This window comes from Ideonella aquatica, from assembly GCF_018069755.1.
Classification (GTDB): Bacteria; Pseudomonadota; Gammaproteobacteria; order Burkholderiales; family Burkholderiaceae_C; genus Ideonella; species Ideonella aquatica.
The window spans coordinates 109,094-127,657 of record NZ_JAGQDE010000011.1 but is presented as its reverse complement, the minus strand read 5'-3'; the positions used below and the strand labels follow the sequence as shown (position 1 = coordinate 127,657).

At 71.7% G+C, this 18,564-nt stretch carries 15 protein-coding genes; 11 read left to right on the top strand and 4 right to left on the bottom strand.

Translation table 11 applies throughout. The annotated features are described in order from the left end of the window. Positions 1–2: 2 nt before the first annotated feature. The 6 genes from KAK06_RS13695 to KAK06_RS13670 all read left to right on the top strand — a co-directional run bounded on the left by KAK06_RS13695 (position 3) and on the right by KAK06_RS13670 (position 10,735). Entirely contained in the window at positions 3–2,105 is a 2,103-nt protein-coding gene (locus tag KAK06_RS13695; RefSeq protein WP_210802680.1) for an FG-GAP repeat domain-containing protein, read from the top strand. Positions 2,106–2,190: 85 nt separating this feature from the next. Beyond that, a complete protein-coding gene (locus KAK06_RS13690; RefSeq protein WP_210802679.1) occupies positions 2,191–4,422 on the top strand; it encodes an FG-GAP repeat domain-containing protein in 2,232 nt (743 codons plus the stop codon). Between the two features lie 88 nt (positions 4,423–4,510). Then, positions 4,511–4,990: a glutathione peroxidase gene (locus tag KAK06_RS13685; RefSeq protein ID WP_210802678.1), complete on the top strand. Its 480-nt coding sequence runs from the start codon at positions 4,511–4,513 to the stop codon at positions 4,988–4,990. Positions 4,991–5,013: 23 nt separating this feature from the next. Further along, on the top strand, positions 5,014–5,979 hold the full coding sequence (egtD, locus tag KAK06_RS13680; protein ID WP_210802677.1) for an L-histidine N(alpha)-methyltransferase: 966 nt from the start codon (positions 5,014–5,016) through the stop codon (positions 5,977–5,979). Between the two features lie 12 nt (positions 5,980–5,991). Continuing rightward, positions 5,992–9,291: an ATP-binding protein gene (locus tag KAK06_RS13675; protein WP_210802676.1), complete on the top strand. Its 3,300-nt coding sequence runs from the start codon at positions 5,992–5,994 to the stop codon at positions 9,289–9,291. 88 nt (positions 9,292–9,379) lie between these two features. Further along, positions 9,380–10,735: a pectin acetylesterase-family hydrolase gene (locus KAK06_RS13670; protein ID WP_210802675.1), complete on the top strand. Its 1,356-nt coding sequence runs from the start codon at positions 9,380–9,382 to the stop codon at positions 10,733–10,735. A 15-nt stretch (positions 10,736–10,750) separates the two neighbouring features. Here KAK06_RS13670 and KAK06_RS13665 read toward each other — a convergent pair whose 3' ends face one another. Both KAK06_RS13665 and KAK06_RS13660 read right to left on the bottom strand, forming a co-directional pair. Continuing rightward, on the bottom strand, positions 10,751–11,476 hold the full coding sequence (locus tag KAK06_RS13665; RefSeq protein ID WP_210802674.1) for a cytochrome c biogenesis CcdA family protein: 726 nt from the start codon (positions 11,474–11,476) through the stop codon (positions 10,751–10,753). A gap of 10 nt (positions 11,477–11,486) precedes the next feature. Then, positions 11,487–11,876: a thioredoxin family protein gene (locus KAK06_RS13660; protein ID WP_210802673.1), complete on the bottom strand. Its 390-nt coding sequence runs from the start codon at positions 11,874–11,876 to the stop codon at positions 11,487–11,489. 152 nt (positions 11,877–12,028) lie between these two features. On the opposite strand from KAK06_RS13660, the gene egtB reads away from it, so the two are divergent. After that, positions 12,029–13,330, top strand: coding sequence for an ergothioneine biosynthesis protein EgtB (gene egtB / locus KAK06_RS13655; RefSeq protein ID WP_210802730.1), 1,302 nt, complete (start codon positions 12,029–12,031; stop codon positions 13,328–13,330). Positions 13,331–13,353: 23 nt separating this feature from the next. After that, positions 13,354–14,418, top strand: coding sequence for a selenide, water dikinase SelD (selD, locus tag KAK06_RS13650; protein WP_210802672.1), 1,065 nt, complete (start codon positions 13,354–13,356; stop codon positions 14,416–14,418). Between the two features lie 40 nt (positions 14,419–14,458). Here the strand turns inward: selD and KAK06_RS13645 are convergent, their stop codons facing one another. Then, positions 14,459–15,109: a Crp/Fnr family transcriptional regulator gene (locus tag KAK06_RS13645; protein ID WP_210802671.1), complete on the bottom strand. Its 651-nt coding sequence runs from the start codon at positions 15,107–15,109 to the stop codon at positions 14,459–14,461. A gap of 70 nt (positions 15,110–15,179) precedes the next feature. On the opposite strand from KAK06_RS13645, the gene KAK06_RS13640 reads away from it, so the two are divergent. The 3 genes from KAK06_RS13640 to KAK06_RS13630 all read left to right on the top strand — a co-directional run bounded on the left by KAK06_RS13640 (position 15,180) and on the right by KAK06_RS13630 (position 18,137). Then, positions 15,180–16,325: a DUF2332 domain-containing protein gene (locus tag KAK06_RS13640; protein WP_210802670.1), complete on the top strand. Its 1,146-nt coding sequence runs from the start codon at positions 15,180–15,182 to the stop codon at positions 16,323–16,325. Positions 16,326–16,497: 172 nt separating this feature from the next. Beyond that, entirely contained in the window at positions 16,498–17,379 is an 882-nt protein-coding gene (locus KAK06_RS13635; RefSeq protein ID WP_210802669.1) for a hypothetical protein, read from the top strand. A gap of 257 nt (positions 17,380–17,636) precedes the next feature. Then, complete coding sequence (locus KAK06_RS13630) at positions 17,637–18,137, top strand: TlpA family protein disulfide reductase (protein WP_210802668.1); 501 nt, start codon at positions 17,637–17,639, stop codon at positions 18,135–18,137. A 20-nt stretch (positions 18,138–18,157) separates the two neighbouring features. Here the strand turns inward: KAK06_RS13630 and KAK06_RS13625 are convergent, their stop codons facing one another. Then, positions 18,158–18,526 carry a VOC family protein gene (locus KAK06_RS13625; RefSeq protein WP_210802667.1) on the bottom strand — a complete coding sequence of 123 codons (369 nt, stop codon included), beginning with the start codon at positions 18,524–18,526 and terminating at the stop codon, positions 18,158–18,160. Between the last annotated feature and the right edge of the window lie 38 nt (positions 18,527–18,564).

Genomic DNA, 18,564 nt, shown 5'->3' with positions numbered 1-18,564 from the left:
TGATGAGACTCTCAGACGCCATCGGCGTGCTGTGCGCGGCCGCCTGTCTGATGGTGGGCGCCAGCGTCCACGCCGCGCCGCGCCAGACCGGCAGCCGTCCGCCGGCCGCCACCGATACCCCGCAGGCCGCCACCTGGGCCTGGTCCACCATCCAGCGCTTCGCCGGCCTGCGCGGCATGGTCCTGGCCGACAACGGCGCCGACCGCGAGGTGTACCTGACCGACTACCTCGACCGCGGCACCAGCGAGGTCTGGCGCGCGCTGAAGGTCAGCGGCTCCGGCTCCGGCACCCTCCTGACGCCGTTTTTCAGTTCGGCCGCCCTGGGCAGCGAGATCGTGGGCCTGCTCGTGGCCGAGCCGGCGGGGGGGCTGCCGCGGCGCCTGCTGGTGCCGCTGAAGGACGGGCGTCAGCTGAGCTACGACCAGGCCAGCAAGGTGCTGCTGTCGTCGGTCAACGGCCCCTGCACCCTCCGCGGCGGCCTGGTCAGCTTCACCCAGGCGGATCTGGACGCCGACGGCCTGCCCGAGCAACTGTCCGTCTGCCAGGACGGCCAGCTGGTGGTGCACCATGACGCGCAGGTCGACTGGACGGTGTCCGGCGTCGGCGGCGACTGGATCGTCGTGGGCCAGATGGACGATGACCCGGCGCTGGAGATCGCCACCACCGCCGGCCAGATCGTCGACAGCGCCTCGCGCCGCGTGCAATGGACGCTGCGGGGCGGCATGGGGTGGCGTCTGGTGATGGCCGATATCGATGGCGATGGCCGCCAGGAACTGATCGCCTCGGACACGGCCTATCAGATCCGCGCCTTTGACGTCGACAGCCAGCAGCTGAAGTGGACCGCGCGCACCGCGCAGGACATCGCCAGGATGGCGGTGGCGGACATGGACCTTGATGGTCGGCTCGATCTGGTCTATGCCGATGGCCAATGGGGCTCGTTGCATGTGCTTGATGCCGCCACCGGACTGGCCAAGGACTCGATCGCCAACCCGGGCTGGTGGGTGAGGGGCATGCTCGTGGCCGACCTGACCCGTGACGGGGTACCGGACATCCTGTTCACCTCGGAGGTCGACGGTGGTCGGGGCCCGAACCTGCAGCTGATGGATGGCGCGCAGCGCGCGATGGCCGGTGCCAGCCTGGCCGTGAACGGTCCGTTCGTCGGCCCGAAGCTGGGTGACATCGACGGTGACGGCGTGCCCGACATCGTGCTGGCGTCGGGGGCCTCCGGCGACGGGCGCATCCTCGTGATGGACAGCCGCACGCTGCAGATCAAGGCCACGTCGCCGCCGTCTGGTGGCCGCCTGAGCCTGTACGGCGCCACCGCGCTGGCGCTGCGGGACATCGACGGCGACGGTCGTCTGGACGTGCTGGTGGCCACGGACCGCGGCGGTTCCGGATCCGTCGAGGCCTACGGCCTGAGCACGCGAGGCAAGCTGCAACGCCTCTGGCGGAATGCCAGTGAGCCCGCGGAATCGGTGTTCACCACCGTGGAGCTGGCCGATGTCGATGGCGACGGTGTCGCCGAGGTGCTGGCTGGCAACCGGGTGCTGGGCACCAACTCGGCGGGTCGCTTCGTCTATGCCTACGACCTGGCCACCGGGGCCGAGAAGTGGCGCCAGCAGATCGGCTCCTGGGGCTTCCAACCGATACGAGGCGTGGAGGTGTTCGACCTGGATGGGAACGGCAGCCGCGAGCTGGTCGTCATGGTGCCCACCCTCGGCACGCTGGTGTTCGACGGTGCCACGCGCCAGCTGCTGAGCCAGGTGGCCGACGACGGCAACGTGCTGACGCGCGATGGTCGGCGGCGGCTGGTGTTGGCGCAGTCGACCGGCCACCTGGTCCGGCTGGCCTACGACGACAGTGGTCTGCGGGTGAAGTCCCGGCGGCAACCCGTGACCACGTCAATCGATGGTCTCAGTGACCTGGGTCGCAAGGGTGTCTGGTTCGGCTCCGATGGCAGGCTGTGGCGCTCCGACCAGTGCTGCAGCGTGTCGTTCGAGAGCCTGCCCTACGGGGCCTTCACCGGGCGGGAGACGATCGTGCTGGACAGCGGCATGGTGGTCACCGGGACCGGCTTCGGGCTGATCGGGTTCATGCCGCCCTGACCGAGGGTCGATGAGGGAAAGCGCTGGCTCCGCGGTGTCGGCGTCTGCATCGATAATCATGCTCACGAGTCAGGGAGTGAACACGATGAACAAAAGTCTTCTGGGCGGGCTGTGCGCCGTCGCCAGCGTGCTGGTGCTGTCGGCGCAGGCGGCCCCCCGGCTGCAGGATGGCCGCGCGCTGCCCACGGTGCGCCCGGCGCCGGTGAACGCCGCCGGCCAGCCGCTCAAGCGCGCCGATGGCCGCCGCCTCACCTACGGCCCGCGCAGCTGGCGCCAGGGCGCGGTGCCACTGGCCCCGGCCAAGGCCGCCTCGGATCCGTCGGGCCAGGCGGCGCAGTGGGCCTGGTCGGCACTGGGCTCGGGCATCGGCCAGAACGGCATCGTCTCGGCCGACAACGGCGGCGACACCGAGGTCTACGTCACTGCCGCCCGGGGGGGCTTTGGCAGCAGCGCGGTGTGGCATGCGCTGAAGGCCAAGGTCACCAGCCGGGCCACCAGCCTGAGCCCTTTCTTCAGCTCACCCGTCTACCCCAGCTCGATCGTGCGCCTGATGGTGGCCGAGCCGGCCGGTGGCCTGCCGCGCCGCGTGCTGGTGGCGCTGCAGGACGGCCAGCAACTGGCTTATGACCAGGCCAGCAAGGCGCTGCTGTCGTCGACCAACGGGCCCTGCGCCAGCCGCGGCGGTCTGCGGGACTTCACCCAGGCCGACCTGGATGCCGACGGCGTGCCCGAGCAGATCTCGGTCTGCCTGGATGATCAGTTGGTGGTGCACCGCGACGCCACGGTGCTGTGGTCGCTGGCCGCTGTCGGCGGCGGCTCGATTGTCGTCGGGCAGATGGACGACGATGCGGCCCCCGAGATCGCCACCACCTCCGGCCGCGTGATCGACAGCGCGACCCACCGCGTGCAGTGGTACCGCGGCCAGGGCTTCGGCGCCCGGTTGGCGCTGGCCGATGTGGATGGCGACGGTCGCCAGGAGCTGATCAGTGCCGACAGCTGGTACTGGATCTGGGCCTACGACGTCGACCGCCAACTGCCCAAGTGGTCGATCCGCACCGACCTGGACATCGGCGCGCTGACGATGTCCGATATTGACGGCGACGGCGTGCAGGACCTGCTCTACGGCGACGGCCAGTGGGGCGCGGTGCATGTGCTGGACCCCGCTACCGGCACCGAGAAGGGCCGCATCGACAACCCCGAGCACGGCGTCACGCAGATCGCGCTGGTCGATCTGGCGCGCGACGGCAGCCCCGAGATCCTGTTCGGCGCCGGTGCCACCAGCAGCGGCCCCGACCACCTCTATGTGGCCGACTGGGCGCAGCGCCGCATCGTCTGGGAGAACCCCGACCTGAGCGGCCCCTTCATCGGTCCCGAGCTGGGCGATGTCGACGGCGACGGCGAGCCTGAGGTGGTGATGGCCTCGTCCGAGTCCGATGCCGGCTACTCCTCGGGCCGCATCATCGTGCTCGACGGCAAGACGCTGCGCCTGAAGGCACTGTCCGATCCCATCGCCAACGGCCTGTCCTGGGTGGGCCTGAACGACCTCAAACTGCGCGATGTCAACGGTGACGGCCGGCTGGACATCGTGGTGGCGGCCGACTACCTGTACGACGGCGTGGTCGAGGCCTACAGCATGGGCAAGAAGGGCGCGCTGACCCGCATCTGGCAGAACGCCAGCCGGCCTTCGGGCTCGCCGTTCACGGCGGTCGAGGTGGCCGATGTCGATGGCGACGGCGTGGCCGAGGTGCTGGTGGGCAATGGCGTGGCGCACAGCGGGTCGGAAGGCACCTTCATTTATGCCTACGACATGGCCACCGGCGCCCAGAAGTGGCACACCATCCACATGCCGGGCGGCTGGAGTGGCGTCAGCGGCCTGGTCGTGGCCGACCTGGACGGCAACGGCACGCTGGAGATTGCCACCATGGTGCCGGGTGCCGGGACCTATGTGTTCGACGGCGCCACCCACAGCCCGCAGAGCATCCTGCCCGCGGACGGCACCTACCTGGGCCAGGACGCCAAGCGCCGCCTGTTGCTGGCGGATGCCACGGGGGTGCTGTCCCGCCTGGGCTACGGCGATGGCGGTCTGCGCATCAAGGCGCAGCGGCAGCCGGTGGCCGGTCCGATCGTCGGCTTCACCGACCTGGACCGCCAGGGCTTCTGGTTCGGCTCGGGCGGCGTGCTGCGCCGCTCCGACCGGGACAGCACCGTGCTGTTCGAGAGCCTGAACTACGGCGAAGGCACCGGCCGCCGCACGGCGGTGCTGGGCAACGGCATGGTCCTGACCTGTACGGCCAGCGGCATCGTCGGCTTCCGCTGAGGGCGGCTGCCCTGCTGTGCAGCGTGGGTTTCAAGGGGCGCACTAAGATCAGGGCCCCTTCCCCCGCGCTGCCCGTCGCCCCACTGCCATGCCCAGCCTCTACGACTTCGACGCCACCGACATCAACGGCAAGCCGGTGAAGCTGGCCGACTACCGCGGCCGCGTGCTGCTGATCGTCAACACCGCCAGCGCCTGTGGCTTCACGCCGCAGTTCAAGGGTCTGCAGACCCTGTGGGAGCGCTATGGCGAGCGTGGCCTGACGGTGCTGGGCTTCCCCAGCAACGAGTTCGGCGGCCAGGACCCGGGCAGCAATGACGAGATCTCGTCGTTCTGTGAGCTGAACTACGGCGTCAGCTTCCCGATGATGGCCAAGGTCGAGGTTAACGGCAGTGGCGCGCACCCGCTGTGGCAGTACCTGAAGAAGGCCAAGCCGGGCCTGCTGGGCAGCGAGGCCATCAAGTGGAACTTCACCAAGTTCCTGATCGGCCGCGACGGCGCAGTGCTGGGCCGCTACGCACCGCAGGACACGCCCGAGAAGATCGCCGCCGACATCGAAGCGGCGCTCTGAGCCGGCCCAGGGACAGCGCTGCGATGAGCCCGCTGTTTCTGGACCTGCACCAGATCGACCCCGCAGCGCTGGCGCGCGAGGCGGCGCTAGGCCTGCTGGCGCAGCCCGCTGCGGTGTCGCCCAAGTTCTTCTACGACGCGCTGGGCTCGCGCCTCTTCGAGGCGATCACCGCGCTGGACGAGTACTACCTCACCCGCACCGAGGCGGCGATCTTCGAGCGCCACGGCGCCGCGATCGCGGCGGCGGTGCATGCGCGGCTGGGCCCGCGGCCGGTGCTGGTCGAGCCCGGCGCCGGCAGCTGCCGCAAGGCCGCGTCGCTGTTCGGGATGCTGCGGCCGCGGCGCTATGTGGCGCTGGACATCTCGGTCGACTACCTGCGCGAGGCGCTGTGGGCGCTGCAGCCGGCCCACCCGGCGCTGGCGCTGGTGGGCGTGGGCCTGGATTTCTCGGCCCGACTGGCGCTGCCGCCCGAGGCGCTGGGCACCGATGTCGGGCCGTCGCTGGTCTTCTACCCCGGCTCCAGCATCGGCAACTTCGCACCCGCGCAGGCGCTGCGCCTGCTGCGCGAGGCGCGTGCGCTCAGCCAGGGCGGGGCGCTGCTGATCGGCGTTGACCGCGTCAAGCCGGCGGCCGTGTTGAACGCCGCCTACGACGACGCGCTGGGCGTGACCGCGGCCTTCAACCTGAATCTGCTGCGCCACCTGAACCGCGTGCTGGGCAGCGACTTCCGGCCGGCCGACTGGCGCCACATCGCGTTCTTCGACGTGGCAGCCTCGCGCATCGAGATGCACCTTGAGGCTCGCCACGCCACCGCCGTGCACTGGCCCGGCGGCGAGCGCCACTTCATGGCCGGCGATCGCCTGCTGACCGAGCATGCCTACAAGTGGACGCCCGAAGCCTTCGAGGCGCTGCTGCATGAGGCCGGCTACCGCGACTGCCAGCACTGGAGCGATGACGCGGGCGGGTTCTCGGTGATGCTGGCGGCGTGATCGCCCACGCCCATGTGTGCGACGCGGCCGCCCACCCCCCGCTGGCATCTGCGCCTGCTGGGCACGCCCGCCTGGCGCACCGCTGAGGGCGACTGGCAGACACTGCAGCGCAAGGACGCCGCGCTGCTGGCCCGCCTGGCGCTGCTGGGCGAGCAGCCGCGCGAGCACATGGCTGCGCTGCTGTGGCCGGACGTGGCACAGGCCCGGGCCCAGGCCAATCTGCGCCAGCGGCTGTTCCGCCTGCGCCAGGAGGTCGGCGGCGACCTGATCGGCCTGGCTGGACCGCTGCGCCTGGCCGAGGACGCCAGCGTCGATCTGGACGACGAGGCCGTTGACACGCCCGAACTGCTGGCGGCGCTGGACTTCAGCGCCGAGTCTGAGCTGCTGGAGGCCTGGGTCCAGCAGGCCCGCCTGCAATGGCGGGGGCGACAGATCGACCGCCTGCTGGGGCGAGCCGCCCGGATGAGCGAGCGGGGAGAGCTGGCCGGGGCGATCGGGCTGATCGAGCGTGCCCTGGGCCTGGACAGTCTGCACGAGCACGCCTGGCGCCGTCTGATGCAGGCGCACTACCTGCGCGGCGACCGCGCCGCAGCCGTGGCTGCCTTCGAGCGCTGCGAGCAGGTGCTGCGCGCCGAGCTGGGCCTGCGCCCGGGCGCCGAGACGCTGGCCTTGCTGGCCCAGGTCGAGCGTGTCGAGCCGCCACCGCAACGGCGGTCGCTGCCGCCCAGCCTGCTGCGCCCGCCGCGGCTGGTCGGTCGCGCCGACGAGTGCGCCCGCATGCACCTGGCCTGGCAGAGCGGCCAGGCCTTTGTGCTGCTGGGCGACGCGGGACTGGGCAAGTCCCGGCTGCTGGCGGACCATGGCCTGGCCTGCCCGCCCGGTGTTGCTGCGGTCGCGGCCCGTCCCGGCGACGAGGGCGTGCCCTACGCCGTGCTGGTGTCCTTGATACGGGTCGTGATGGCTTGCCCGGCGCTGCGTCCCCCCGACCCGGTGCATGAGCTGGCCCGTCTGATCCCCGAGTGGGGGCCGGCGCCCGAGGGCCCGGGTCACGACAAGCTGCTGGCCGCTGCGGCCGAGCAGTGGCTGGACCAGGCCGTGGCCGGCGGGCTGCATGGCCTGCTGATCGACGACCTGCAGCACGCCGACGCGGCCTCGCTGCAACTGCTGCGGCGCTGGCTCAGTCGGCCCCTGCCGCGCCTGGGCCTGGCGGCGCGCGAGGCCACGGCGCCGGCGCCGCTGAGCCGCTGGCTGGGCGCGGTGCTTACTGACTCGCAGCGGGCGGTGCCGCTGCGGCTGCAAGCCCTGGACGAGGGCGCGCTGGTCGAGCTGGTGCACAGCCTTGACCTGCCACACGGCGACCAGGCCATGCTGATCGAGCCCCTGTCGCGGCATTGGGGCGGCAACCCGCTGTTCGCGCTGGAGATGCTCAAGGACTGGTTGTTGCGGGGCGCGCCGCAGGGCGACGTGCGCCTGCCGGACTCGGTGGAAGTGCTGCTTGAGCGCCGGCTGGGCACCCTCAGCCCGGCGGCGCTGCAGCTGGCCCGCGTGGCAGCAGTTGCTGGCGCCGACTTCCAGGCCGAGGTGGCGGCCGATGTGCTGGGCTGTGCCCTGCTGGCGCTGGCGCAGCCCTGGGCCGAGCTGGAGGCGGCGCAGATCCTGCGCGGCGGCCAGATCACCCACGAGTCGATGCTGGACGCCCTGCTGCGGGGCCTGCCGCAGGCCCTCAGACCACCGCTGCACGGCCAGGTGGCGGGCAGCCTGAGTCGCCTGGGCGCGCCGTTCGAGCGCATCGCCCGGCACCATGCCTGTGCCGGCGCGTGGTCGGCCGCGGCGCAGGCGGGGCTGCAGGCGGCACAGTCGGCCGAGCAGCGGGGGCAACGCGATGCGCAGCTGGCCCACTTGCGCCAGGCCGCCGACTGGTTCGACCAGGCCGGGCAGGCCCAGCGCGCCTTTGACACCCGTCTGCTGGCGGTGCCGCTGTGCATGGTCTGCGAGGGCCTGGCGGCCGTGCGGCTCTGGCTGGACACCTTGGGCGACGCCGCGCAGGCGCTGGGTGGCCTGGCGCCCTGGGCGATGGAGCGCAGCATGGTGGCCGTGTGGGCGGGAGAGGTGAGCCCGGCGATCGAGCTGGCTCGCCAGGCCATGGCCTGCAGCTCGCCGGACAGCGACCTGCACCTGCGCGCCCAGCTCGCGCTGGCGGTGGCGCAGGCCTTGGGCGGCCAGGCGGGTCAGGCCGTGGACACGGTCGAGCCGCTGTGGCCGCGCTTCGATGGCGTGGCCGACCCCCGTCTGGCCTGCGAGCTGTGGGGACACCTGGGCGTGGTGCGCCACTACGCAGGCCGGATGGCGCTTGCCTCGCAGGCGGTGGAGCGGCAGATTGCGATCGCCCAGCGCATCGGCCATGTGGCCGACGCCGCCAGCGCGCAATGCAATCTCGTCGGCCAGTATGTCCATGTGGGGCGGGCGCGGGATGCCGTGGCGATCGCCCAGCAGGCCCGCGCCACGCTGGCCCGGCTGGGCGACAACCTGCAGGGGCGCACCAATGACCTGAACCTGAGCTACGCCCTGCTGGGTCTGGGCCGCCACGCCGAGGCGCTGGCGCTGCTGAGCGACACCCTGGACTACGCGCGCCAGACGGCGCCGCTCAGCCTGCTGCGCCATGCCGCCGAGGAGCAGATGGCCGAGTGGTGCCTGTCGGTGAACCGCCCGGACCAGGCCCTGGCCGAGCTGAGCGGCTTGCCTGAAGAGCAGTGGCTGCCGCAGCGGCGCGGCCTGCGGCTGACCTTGCGCGTGCGGGCCTGGTGGCAGGCCGGCCAGCCGGCGCTGGCGGCGCAGGCCGCCGAACAGGCCGTGGCGTCTTGCGGGCCGCAGCTGCCCGATTCGTTGCGTGTGCGGGTCCAGCTGCATGCCGCCCTGGCCCTGCCGCCAGAGGTGGGCGGGCCGCTGGCTGAGCAGGCGCTGGCCGACGCCCGGCGGATCGAGTTCCTGCCCGGCGCCCTGCTGGCCCACGGCCGCCTGGCCGGGCTGGCCCTGCGCCGCAGCGAGCCCGGCCCGGCCGCCGAGCAGGCCCGCCAGGCGCTGGTGCTGCTGGCGCAGGGCACGGCGCACGGCGCCGTCAACGGCATGGAGATGCGGGCGATGGCGGCACAGGCCCTCGACGCGCACGGCGACGCGGCCGGGGCGCAGGCCACCCGCCACGGGGCCCAGCGCTGGCTGGACGAGGTGGTCTGGCCCCAACTGCCCGCCGAGCACCGGGGCAGCTACGTCGCGCATCCGCTGTACGCCGCTCTGGGTCTGGCCGCACCGGTGTGACGCTGCTGTGACGGCGCCGGTCGTAGGCTGCCGCCATCGGAGTGAGACGCACCGCGCACTCCCCCACCCGCCAACGCTGGAGACTGCCATGCCCATGTCCTGCCCCCCGAGAGCGTCTGCCCTGGTGACCGCCCTGGTGGCCTTGTGGGGCCTGGTGTCCGCACCGAGTGTGGTGGCCGGTGCGCAGCCGGCGACACAGCGCTCGATCGACACCTCGGTCTATGGCAACGCCACCTGCAACGATGGCAGCGTGGCCCGATACTACGTGCGCAAGACCACCAAGGCCGCCTACCGCAAGAAGTGGCTGATCGTCTTCCAGGGCGGTGGCTCCTGCTTCAGCAATGCCTCCTGCCTGGAGCGCTGGAATGATCTGGACGGGACATCGCCGCCCATTGGCAGCCACGACAACATGGTGGGCGACGGTGGCGCGGCCAACATGTCCGACTTCGACCACCAGGGCATCCTGGACGAGGACGGCAACTCCCCTCTCACGCTGCTCGCCAATCCGTTCCGGCACTTCAACAAGATCCATGTCCACTACTGCTCGTCCGACACCTGGAAGGGGCGTGGTGGCCAGCAGACGATGACCGGCCTGGATGCCAACGGCCTGCCGCTGGAGATGCCGATCGTCTTCAATGGCGCCCACATTGCCGAGGCAGTGGTCGACATCGTCAAGAAAGGCAAGGTCGACTCGGGTGGAGGTGGGGTGACGGTCGATCCGAGGTACCGGCCTGACGATGCGAGCAGTGAGGTAGTGCTGTATGGACAATCCGCCGGCGCCGGCGGCCTGGCCTCTCACCTCGATCAGTTGGCAGCCCATCTGAAAAGCCCGCCGGTGATCGAAGGCGGGCCGACGGTCTGGGGCATCATCGACTCCAGCGACGCGGTCGGCCTGGACCTGAGCGTCAAGGACCAGAACGTGCTGAAGGCCTTGTCCTACTGGTCGGGGGGCAGCGCAGACGTGGTGATCTCCGAGAACATCTCGGTGGATCAGTCCTGTGGCGACGCCTATCCCACCTACCCGGACCGCCACCTGTGCAACAACGCCGGTCGCCTGCTGCTGGAGTACATCACCACGCCGGCCTTCGTGGCTGAGAACGCCCACGACGGGGTGATCCACGGCGACTACGAGTGGGACGAGATCAACAACCCTGACGGCCTGAGCACGCAGCAGATCCGCGCGGGCATCACCGCTGGCGGCGCGCTGTTCCCGGCGTGGATGGGCGTGTTCCGGCCCAATTTCTCGAAGCGCGAGCATGTGCAGGGCATGAACAACGGCACCTTCCTGGCCACCGACGATGGCAGCCACCCGGCGCCGCCGCGCATGGTGCGGACCGGCAAGACCAGCCGGGTGAGCCTGGCCTATGCCCTGTCCTGCTACCGCGACAAGCAGAACGGCCAGACCACCTCGGCCTGCCGCTTCGTCAACAAGACCGCCAGATGAGCACTGGGTTGGCGTTCAGAACAATGTGGTCAAGGTCAGCCAGCCCTCGGGCAGCCAGTTGTTCACCCGCGCCTCCAGCCACTTGTCGCCGCCGCTCAGGATCAACACGCCCATGCCGCCCAGCAGCAGCGCAAAGACGTTCTTGACCAGGCCGATGCGCCCCAGCACCCAGCCGCGCACGCGCTGGAAGCCGGCGCGCGAGGCATAGGCCACTGCCACCAGCGGAATCGCCGCACCCAGGCCGAAGACGCCCAGGATCAGGCCCCCGCGCGCCACGCCGCCCTCGCTGGCCACCAGCGTCAGCGCCGAGGCCAGCAGCGGCCCGGAGCAGGGGCTCCAGACCAGGCCCAGCACGGCGCCCAGGCCGAAGGCGCTGGCCAGCGAGCCGCCCGACAGACGCGAGGATGCGGCGTTCGCCCCACTGGCCAGCGGCGCCATCAGCAACGTGAAGCGCTCATTCCACGCAGGGATCAGCATCACCAGCGCAAAGGCGATCAGCAGCCAGGCGCCGGCCACACGTACCAGGTCGCCATCCAGGCCCAGCGCCGGGCCGGCCGCGCCCAGCAGCATGCCGATGCCGGCAAAGGAGCTGGCCATGCCCAGGCCCAGCGCCACCGGCGCCAGCCGGTTGGCCTGCAGCGCACCCCCCAGCACCAGCGGCAGCAGTGGGAACACGCAGGGGCTGAGCGTGGTCAGGCTGCCGGCGGCCAGGCTCAGGCCCAGTTCGGGAAACGACACCATCGCCGACCGATCAGAGAGCGGCCTGCAGCGCGGCGCGGATCTTGTCGGGCGCGGTCTCGCCGGCGATGCGGGCCTTTTCAGTGGCTCCCTTGTAGACGATGACGGTCGACTGGGTGCGCACCTGCAGCGCCTTGCGCAGGTCCTTCTCGTTGTCGTAGTTGACGACCAGCACGGTCAGCTTCAGCGCCGGATCGGCCTTGAGCTGATTCAGCACGGTGGTCTGCTGCCGGCAGGTCGGGCACCAGTCGGCATGGAAGTGCAGCGCCACCGGCTGGCCGGCCTGCTGGGCCGCGGCCAGGGCCTGGGCGGTGTAGGGCTGGGTCTCCAGCGCCTGGGCCAGCGGGGCCAGGGTGGACAGGGTGGCAGCGAACAGGCTGCCCAGCAGCCAGCGGCGGTTCATCATGGGGTCTCCTTCGATCGGTGGACAAGACACCGGCCGACGGCCGGTGATCCCCCTTCGTCGTGCAAACGGGGCGATTCCTTACAGCCGGGCGAGACGCTTCGGTGATACTGGCCGCTGATCGGGCTTCCACCGGGCCGAGCGTGCCGCCGCTGTCCACCGAACCACCATCCCCCGCCGACGCGGCCGCGCTGCTGCAGTGCCTGCGCGCGGTGCGCGCGCAGACCGAAGCGCTGGTCGCGCCGCTCAGCGAGGCCGATGCGCAGGCGCAGAGCATGCCCGACGCCAGCCCGGCCAAGTGGCACCTGGCCCACACCACCTGGTTCTTCGAGACCCTGGTGCTGGAAGCCGCCGAGCCCGGCTTCCGGCCCCACCACCCGGCCTACCGGGTGCTGTTCAACAGCTACTACCAGGCCATCGGCCCGCAGCATGCGCGGGCCGAGCGCGGTCTGATCACCCGCCCCGGGCTGGCCGAGGTGCGGGCCTACCGCGCGGCGGTGGACGAGCGTCTGGCGCGGCTGCTGCAGCAGCAGCCCGAGCGCGTACCGGCCGGCCTGGTTGAGCTGGGCCTGCACCACGAGCAGCAGCACCAGGAGCTGCTGCTGACCGACCTGAAGCACCTGCTGTCGGCCAACCCGCTGCGGCCGGCCTACCGCGATGCGCCACCGCGGCCCGCAGTGGAGGCCGAGCAGACGATGGGCTGGCTGGTCTGCGACGGCGGCCGCGTCGACATCGGCCACGACGGCTCCGGCTTCGGCTTCGACAACGAGGACCCGCGCCACCCCCACTGGCTGGCGCCGCATGCGCTCGCTGACCGCCTGGTCAGCGTGGCCGAGTTCGCGGCCTTCATCGCCGATGGCGGCTACCGCAGCCCGCGCTGGTGGCTGTCCGACGGCTGGGCCTGGGTGCAGCGCAGCGGTGCCCAGGCCCCGCTGTACTGGGAAGGGCCGGCGCCCGCCGACGGCCTGTTCACGCTGCATGGCGTGCAAGCGCCCGACCCCGCCGAGCCGGTGCTGCACCTGAACCTCTATGAGGCCGACGCCTACACCCGCTGGGCCGCCGCGCAGAGCGGCCTGCCGCTGCGCCTGCCCACCGAGCAGGAGTGGGAGCACGCCGCGCGCCGCCTGCAGGCCGCGCCCGAGCGCCGTGCGCTGATCGATCCCGCGGCGCAGTGGCTGCACGCCAGCGCACCCGAGGCGGGCGGCGGCCTGCGCCAGGCCTTCGGCGAGGCCTGGCAATGGACCGCCAGCGCCTACGCCGCCTACCCCGGCTACCGGCCCTGGGCCGGCGCGGTGGGCGAGTACAACGGCAAGTTCATGGCCAACCAGGCGGTGCTGCGTGGCGCCTCGTTCGCCACCCCGGCGGGCCACCGCCGCGCCAGCTACCGCAACTTCTTCCCGGCCGAGGCGCGCTGGCAATTCACCGGCCTGCGGCTGGCGCGCGACCTGCGCTGACCATCCCGCGGAGAATGCATCCCATGACTGACCGCCCGCCGACCCCCACCGACGAACCCCGCCTGACCTCGCTCTCCCACGGCGGCGGCTGCGGCTGCAAGATTGCCCCGGGCGTGCTCTCCGAGATCCTGCGCGGCACCGCCGCGATGCCGCTGCCGCCCGAGCTGCTGGTGGGCATCGAGACCTCGGATGACGCCGCCGTCTACCGTCTGAACGACGAGCAGGCGCTGATCGCCACCACCGACTTCTTCATGCCCATCGTCGACGACCCGTTCGACTTCGGCCGCATCGCCGCCACCAACGCGATCAGCGATGTCTACGCCATGGGCGGCCGGCCGATCCTGGCGCTGGCGCTGGTGGGCATGCCGATCGGCAAGCTCAGCACCGCCACCATCGGCCGCATCCTGGAAGGCGGCGCCAGCGTCTGCCGGGCCGCGGGCATTCCGGTGGCCGGCGGCCACACGATCGACTCGGTCGAGGCCATCTACGGTCTGGTGGCGCTGGGCCTGGTGCACCCGGCGCGCGTCAAGCGCAACGCCGACGCCCGCGAGGGTGACCTGCTGGTGCTGGGCAAGCCGCTGGGCGTGGGCGTGATGAGCGCGGCGCTGAAGAAGGGCGCGCTGGACGCTGAGGGCTACGCCCGCATGATCGCCAGCACCACCGCGCTGAACACGCCGGGTCCCGACCTGGCGCTGATCGACGGCGTGCACGCGATCACCGACGTCACCGGCTTCGGACTGGCCGGCCACGGCCTGGAAATGGCCCGCGGCGCCGGCCTGCAGGCCCAGATCGACTGGCGCGCGGTGCCGCTGCACCCGGGTGTGCGGGCGCTGGCCGAGCAGGGTTTCGTCACCGGCGCGTCGGGCCGCAACTGGGCCGGCTACGGCGCCGAGGTGAGCCTGCCCGCCGGTTTTGCCGACGTGGACCGCGCGCTGCTGACCGACCCGCAGACCAGCGGCGGCCTGCTGGTCGCCTGCGCGCCCGAGGCGCTGGACGCGGTGCAGGCGGTGTTCGCCCGCCACGGCTTTGCGCAGGCGGCGGTGGTGGGCCGGATGGCGGCGGGGCAGGGCCTGGCGCTCAGCGCCTGAACAGGCAGGCCAGCGGGATGTATGCCCGCGCGTTGGGGGATCAATCAGGCAGCAGCCAGAGGGTGCCATAGCGGCGCTGCACGCGGCCCTGGGATGCCAACTGAGCCAGCAGGGTGTTGACGCGCTGGCGCGAGAGCCCGGCCAGCTCGGCCAGTGCCTGCTGGGTGGTGCGCAGCGGCACCGCGCCGCGCCCGTCGGGGGCGGGCGCCTGCTCGCGGCGCAGCTGGGCCAGGGCCAGCGTCAGCCGCTCCATGCCGCCCTGCAGCCGGGCGGCAGCCAACTGCTGCACCGTGCCATCGTGGCGCCGTGCGAACTCGCGCAGCAGTGCGCGGCCGAAGCCGGGCACCGTGTCCATCAGCAGCGTGTAGGCGGCGGCGTCGATGCACAGCAGCCGGGTGGGCGCGGCGGCCACCGCCTCGTAGCTGGACGGCGCGCCGGTCGCCAGACTGGTCAGGCCAAACAGCTGGCCGGCGCCGACATGCTCGATCACCGACACCCCGCCATCTGCTGCCAGCAGCCGGATCTCCAGCGCGCCGGCGAGCACGCCGTACAGCGGGTGGCCGCTGGCCCCCTGCGGCACGATCACTGCGCCGCGCGCCACCCGGCGGCTGCGCAGCAGCGGCGCCAGTGCGGCCGGCCAGCGCAGGCCGGGGAAGTGGCCGTCCAGAAAGCGGCGAGCGTCGTCGTCCATCGGCGGTATCTTCGCCAACTGTCCACCGTTTGACAATCTGGCAGCGCGCCGACCGCTAGCCTTGCGGGGAATGAACGACGACCTGCGACGGCCGCTGGCCGACCACCCGGACGCGGCGCGCTATGAGCGCTGCGGGCTCGACGATTTCCAGGAGGAGCCGCTGTACCAGCGGCTGTGCCGGCTGGTGGCGCGCCGCCCGGCGCTGCTGGCGCTGCACGATGTCGCACCGCCCACCCAGCGCCGCGCCACGCTGCTGCTGGCGGCGCTGCACGAGCGCGTGCTGGCCGACGGCCGGCCGCTGGGCCTGGGAGCCTGGTACGCCAGCGTGGGTGGCCAGCGCCTGCCCGAGGACCCCGCGCTGGGCGCGGCGCTGGAGACCTGTGTGGCGCAGCACCACGCTGCGCTGAGCGCGACGCTGGCGTGCCGCCACACGCAGACCAACGAGATCGGTCGCTGCAGCGTGCTGTGGCCGGCGCTGGCGCAGGTGGCGGCACTCAGCGGCCGCCCGCGGCTGGCGCTGTTCGACTTCGGCTGCAGCGCCGGCCTGAACCTGCAGGTCGATGCCTGCCGCATTCGATATCTCGGCGCGGACGGCGCGCTGCATGAGCGGGGCAGTGCGGCCGATGGCGCGCTGGTGCTGGACGCCCGCAGCCACGGCACCGTGCCGCCCGCCGGGCCGACCTGGCAGCTCGACGCCCGCCTGGGCGTGGACCTGCAGCCGGTGGACCTGGCCGACCCCCAGGCGCTGCGCTGGCTGCGCGCCTGCCTGTGGCCGAGCGACCGCGCGCGCGACGCGCGCCTGCAGGCCGCCGCCGCATTGGCGCGCCAGCGGCCGTTCCCGGTCGAGCGCTGCGACGACGGCCTGGCCCGCCTGACCCGCTGGCTGGACACGCTGCCGCCCGGCGTGCAACCGGTGCTGCTGCACAGCTGGGTGCTGGCCTACTTCGACAACGCGGCACTGGCCCGCTTTGCGGCGCAGGCCGAGGCGCTGGTGCGCCAGCGCGGCCTGGCCTGGCTGTCGGCCGAGGATGCGCGCTGCACGCAGGCGCTGGGCGGCATCACGCTGCCCACCGGCCCGGTGCCTGGTGAGGCCCGCGCCGACCCGGCGGCGCAGACCTTCTGGCGCCTGCGCTGGGGCCGGCAGACGGCGTTGCTGGCGCGGAGTCATCCGCACGGCCAGTGGCTATCGTGGCAGGAATGGTCCGTTACTCTTTGAATTGCTGGCGCTTGGCGTTGAAAAGAGTGGCTGGAAACCCACTGCGTCCCGACAGATGCCCTCGGCGCCGAGCCCCTGAGTCCGGCCCGGGGGCTACCATGTGTTGACGAGATGCCGACAAGAACTGGCATCCAAGATCACTTCAGGGAACTCATATGCGATACACGGGGCGGTGCAGGCTTCGCGCCGGTGCGATGGCGCGCCGGATGGTGTGGATTTGCATGGCGGTGTGGGGCCATTGATGGACTCGCACAACGGGCTGCGCCAGCATGGTTTGGGCCTGTCGTCGCAGCCACCGGCGAGGTCGCTGCCGCATCGGGCTTTCACGTGTCGCACCGCCGGGCTGCGCGCCATGGCCTGGCTGCTCGGCCTGGGGCTGTCCCTGCTCTGCCTGACCCCAGCGGCCGCCGTTGAGCGAGTCTGGCTGAGATACGGCGAGATCGCCGAGCTCCACGAGACATTCGAATCCATCGCGCCTGAGCAGCGCCGCGGCCTGCGCCTGCGCCTGCGACTGGATCCCAGCGTGCCGGTGCCAGTGGGCGGCCTGCGCCTGTTTGTGAGCCCGACCGCGCGTGTCGAGGTGCCGATCCATGCCGATCATCTGGTGGTCCTGCCGCGTGGCGTCCATTGGCGCCAGGAAGACCCCGAGGTCTTGTTGCAGGCGCCGCCGGGCGTCAAAGTCGGACTGGTGGTCGAGGTGGGCATTGATCCGCCAGCGCAGGGCAGCCGCAGCTACGCCGACTGGATGCAGTCGGTGCAGCAGGCCGCCGCAGGGATCCGCAAACACGCCGGCTTCTGGGCGCTGTTCATGCCCAAGGCGACAGGATTGGATCTGCGTTTCGCCAAGGGCGACGCGGCGGTCGCCTCGCTGGAGGTCCAAGGCGTCATGCGCCGCTGGCAGGCCGATGCCAACGGGCGGCTGATCGTTCCCCTGGATGCTGAGCTGCTGAGTAGCCCGGCGCCGCTGCAGCTCTCGCACGCGCCCCTGCTGGCCTTGCCGCACTTCAAGACCACGATGACGCTGATGCCCAGCGGCGAGTCGGCGGTGAAGTGACGCTGCGCCCCAAGACCTTCGGTGCCCGACGATGGGTTCTTCAGCGTCACCTGTTCACTCAGGCAGCGCGCCATGGGCCAGGATGACAGCTCGCCGGCTGTTGGCATCGGGGATGGTGCCCGTCCGGGTGTTGGCCACCCCACTGCCGCAAGCGATCGTCAACGCCGGCTGGGCAGGCTGCCGCAAGCAACATCCGATGGGCCGTGCGGCGGCTGCCACAGCGGCCCCGCCCGCCTGAACCTGAGTCCCCCTACACCATGACGACCCTGCCCCTGCACCGACGCGGCTTTCTCACACTCCCTCTGCTGGCCGCCACCCCTCTGGCCCATGCCAACCTGATGGACTGGTTCAACGGCATCAGCCTGGGGCAGCGCATCGCGATCCCGGAGTTGGCCTACCTGGATCGCCGGCCCCGCGCTGGCAGCGCACTGACCATGTGGTACTTCTGGGCCACTTGGTGTGAGCCGTGCCGCGAGACCTTTCCCCTGCTGAACGAATGGCGCCGCTCGGAGCCAGGCCTGGAGATCATCGCCGTCACTGACGAGGACGCGGGCAAGGTATCCCCCTTTGTGGCCAAGGTCCCTGTCGAGCTGCCCATTGCGCTCGATACCCGGCGCCAGCTGTTCGACCCGCTGCGCGTGCGCGGCGTGCCCTACGCCATGACCCTGAACCGGCAGAGCGTGGTGACCTGGCGCGGACAGCCCAAGGAATTGACCACCGCTCAGTTGAAGGATCTGCTGAGCGCCGCAGCCGGCTGAGGCGCTGCACCCAGGGGGTCTCAGGCCGCGTGCGGCGCGAACGCCCGCAGCCGGTGCCCATCCGGGTCGGCCACGGTGCAGGTGTGGCCGAAGTCCATGTCGGTGGGCGGCTGCAGCACCCGCAGGCCTTGCGCGGCCCACCGGGCGTGCAGCGCGTCGACCTCGGCGTGCGTGCCCAGCGTGATCGTCAGCTCACTGCCGCCGGGGGCGCCGGCGGCAGGCTGCACGTCGGGCGCTTTCCACAGGCCGATCTGCAGGCCGCCGGGCAGCACGAACATCGCGAAGCCGGGCGAGGCTTCGACCGGTTGCAGCGCGAGCCGCTCGCCCCACCAGCGGGCGCTGGCCAGCGGATCGGCGACATAGAGGATGGTGGTGCTGGGGTGGGTCATGGGGGGCTCCGTTGAAGAGCCACCATGCTCGCGCTGCG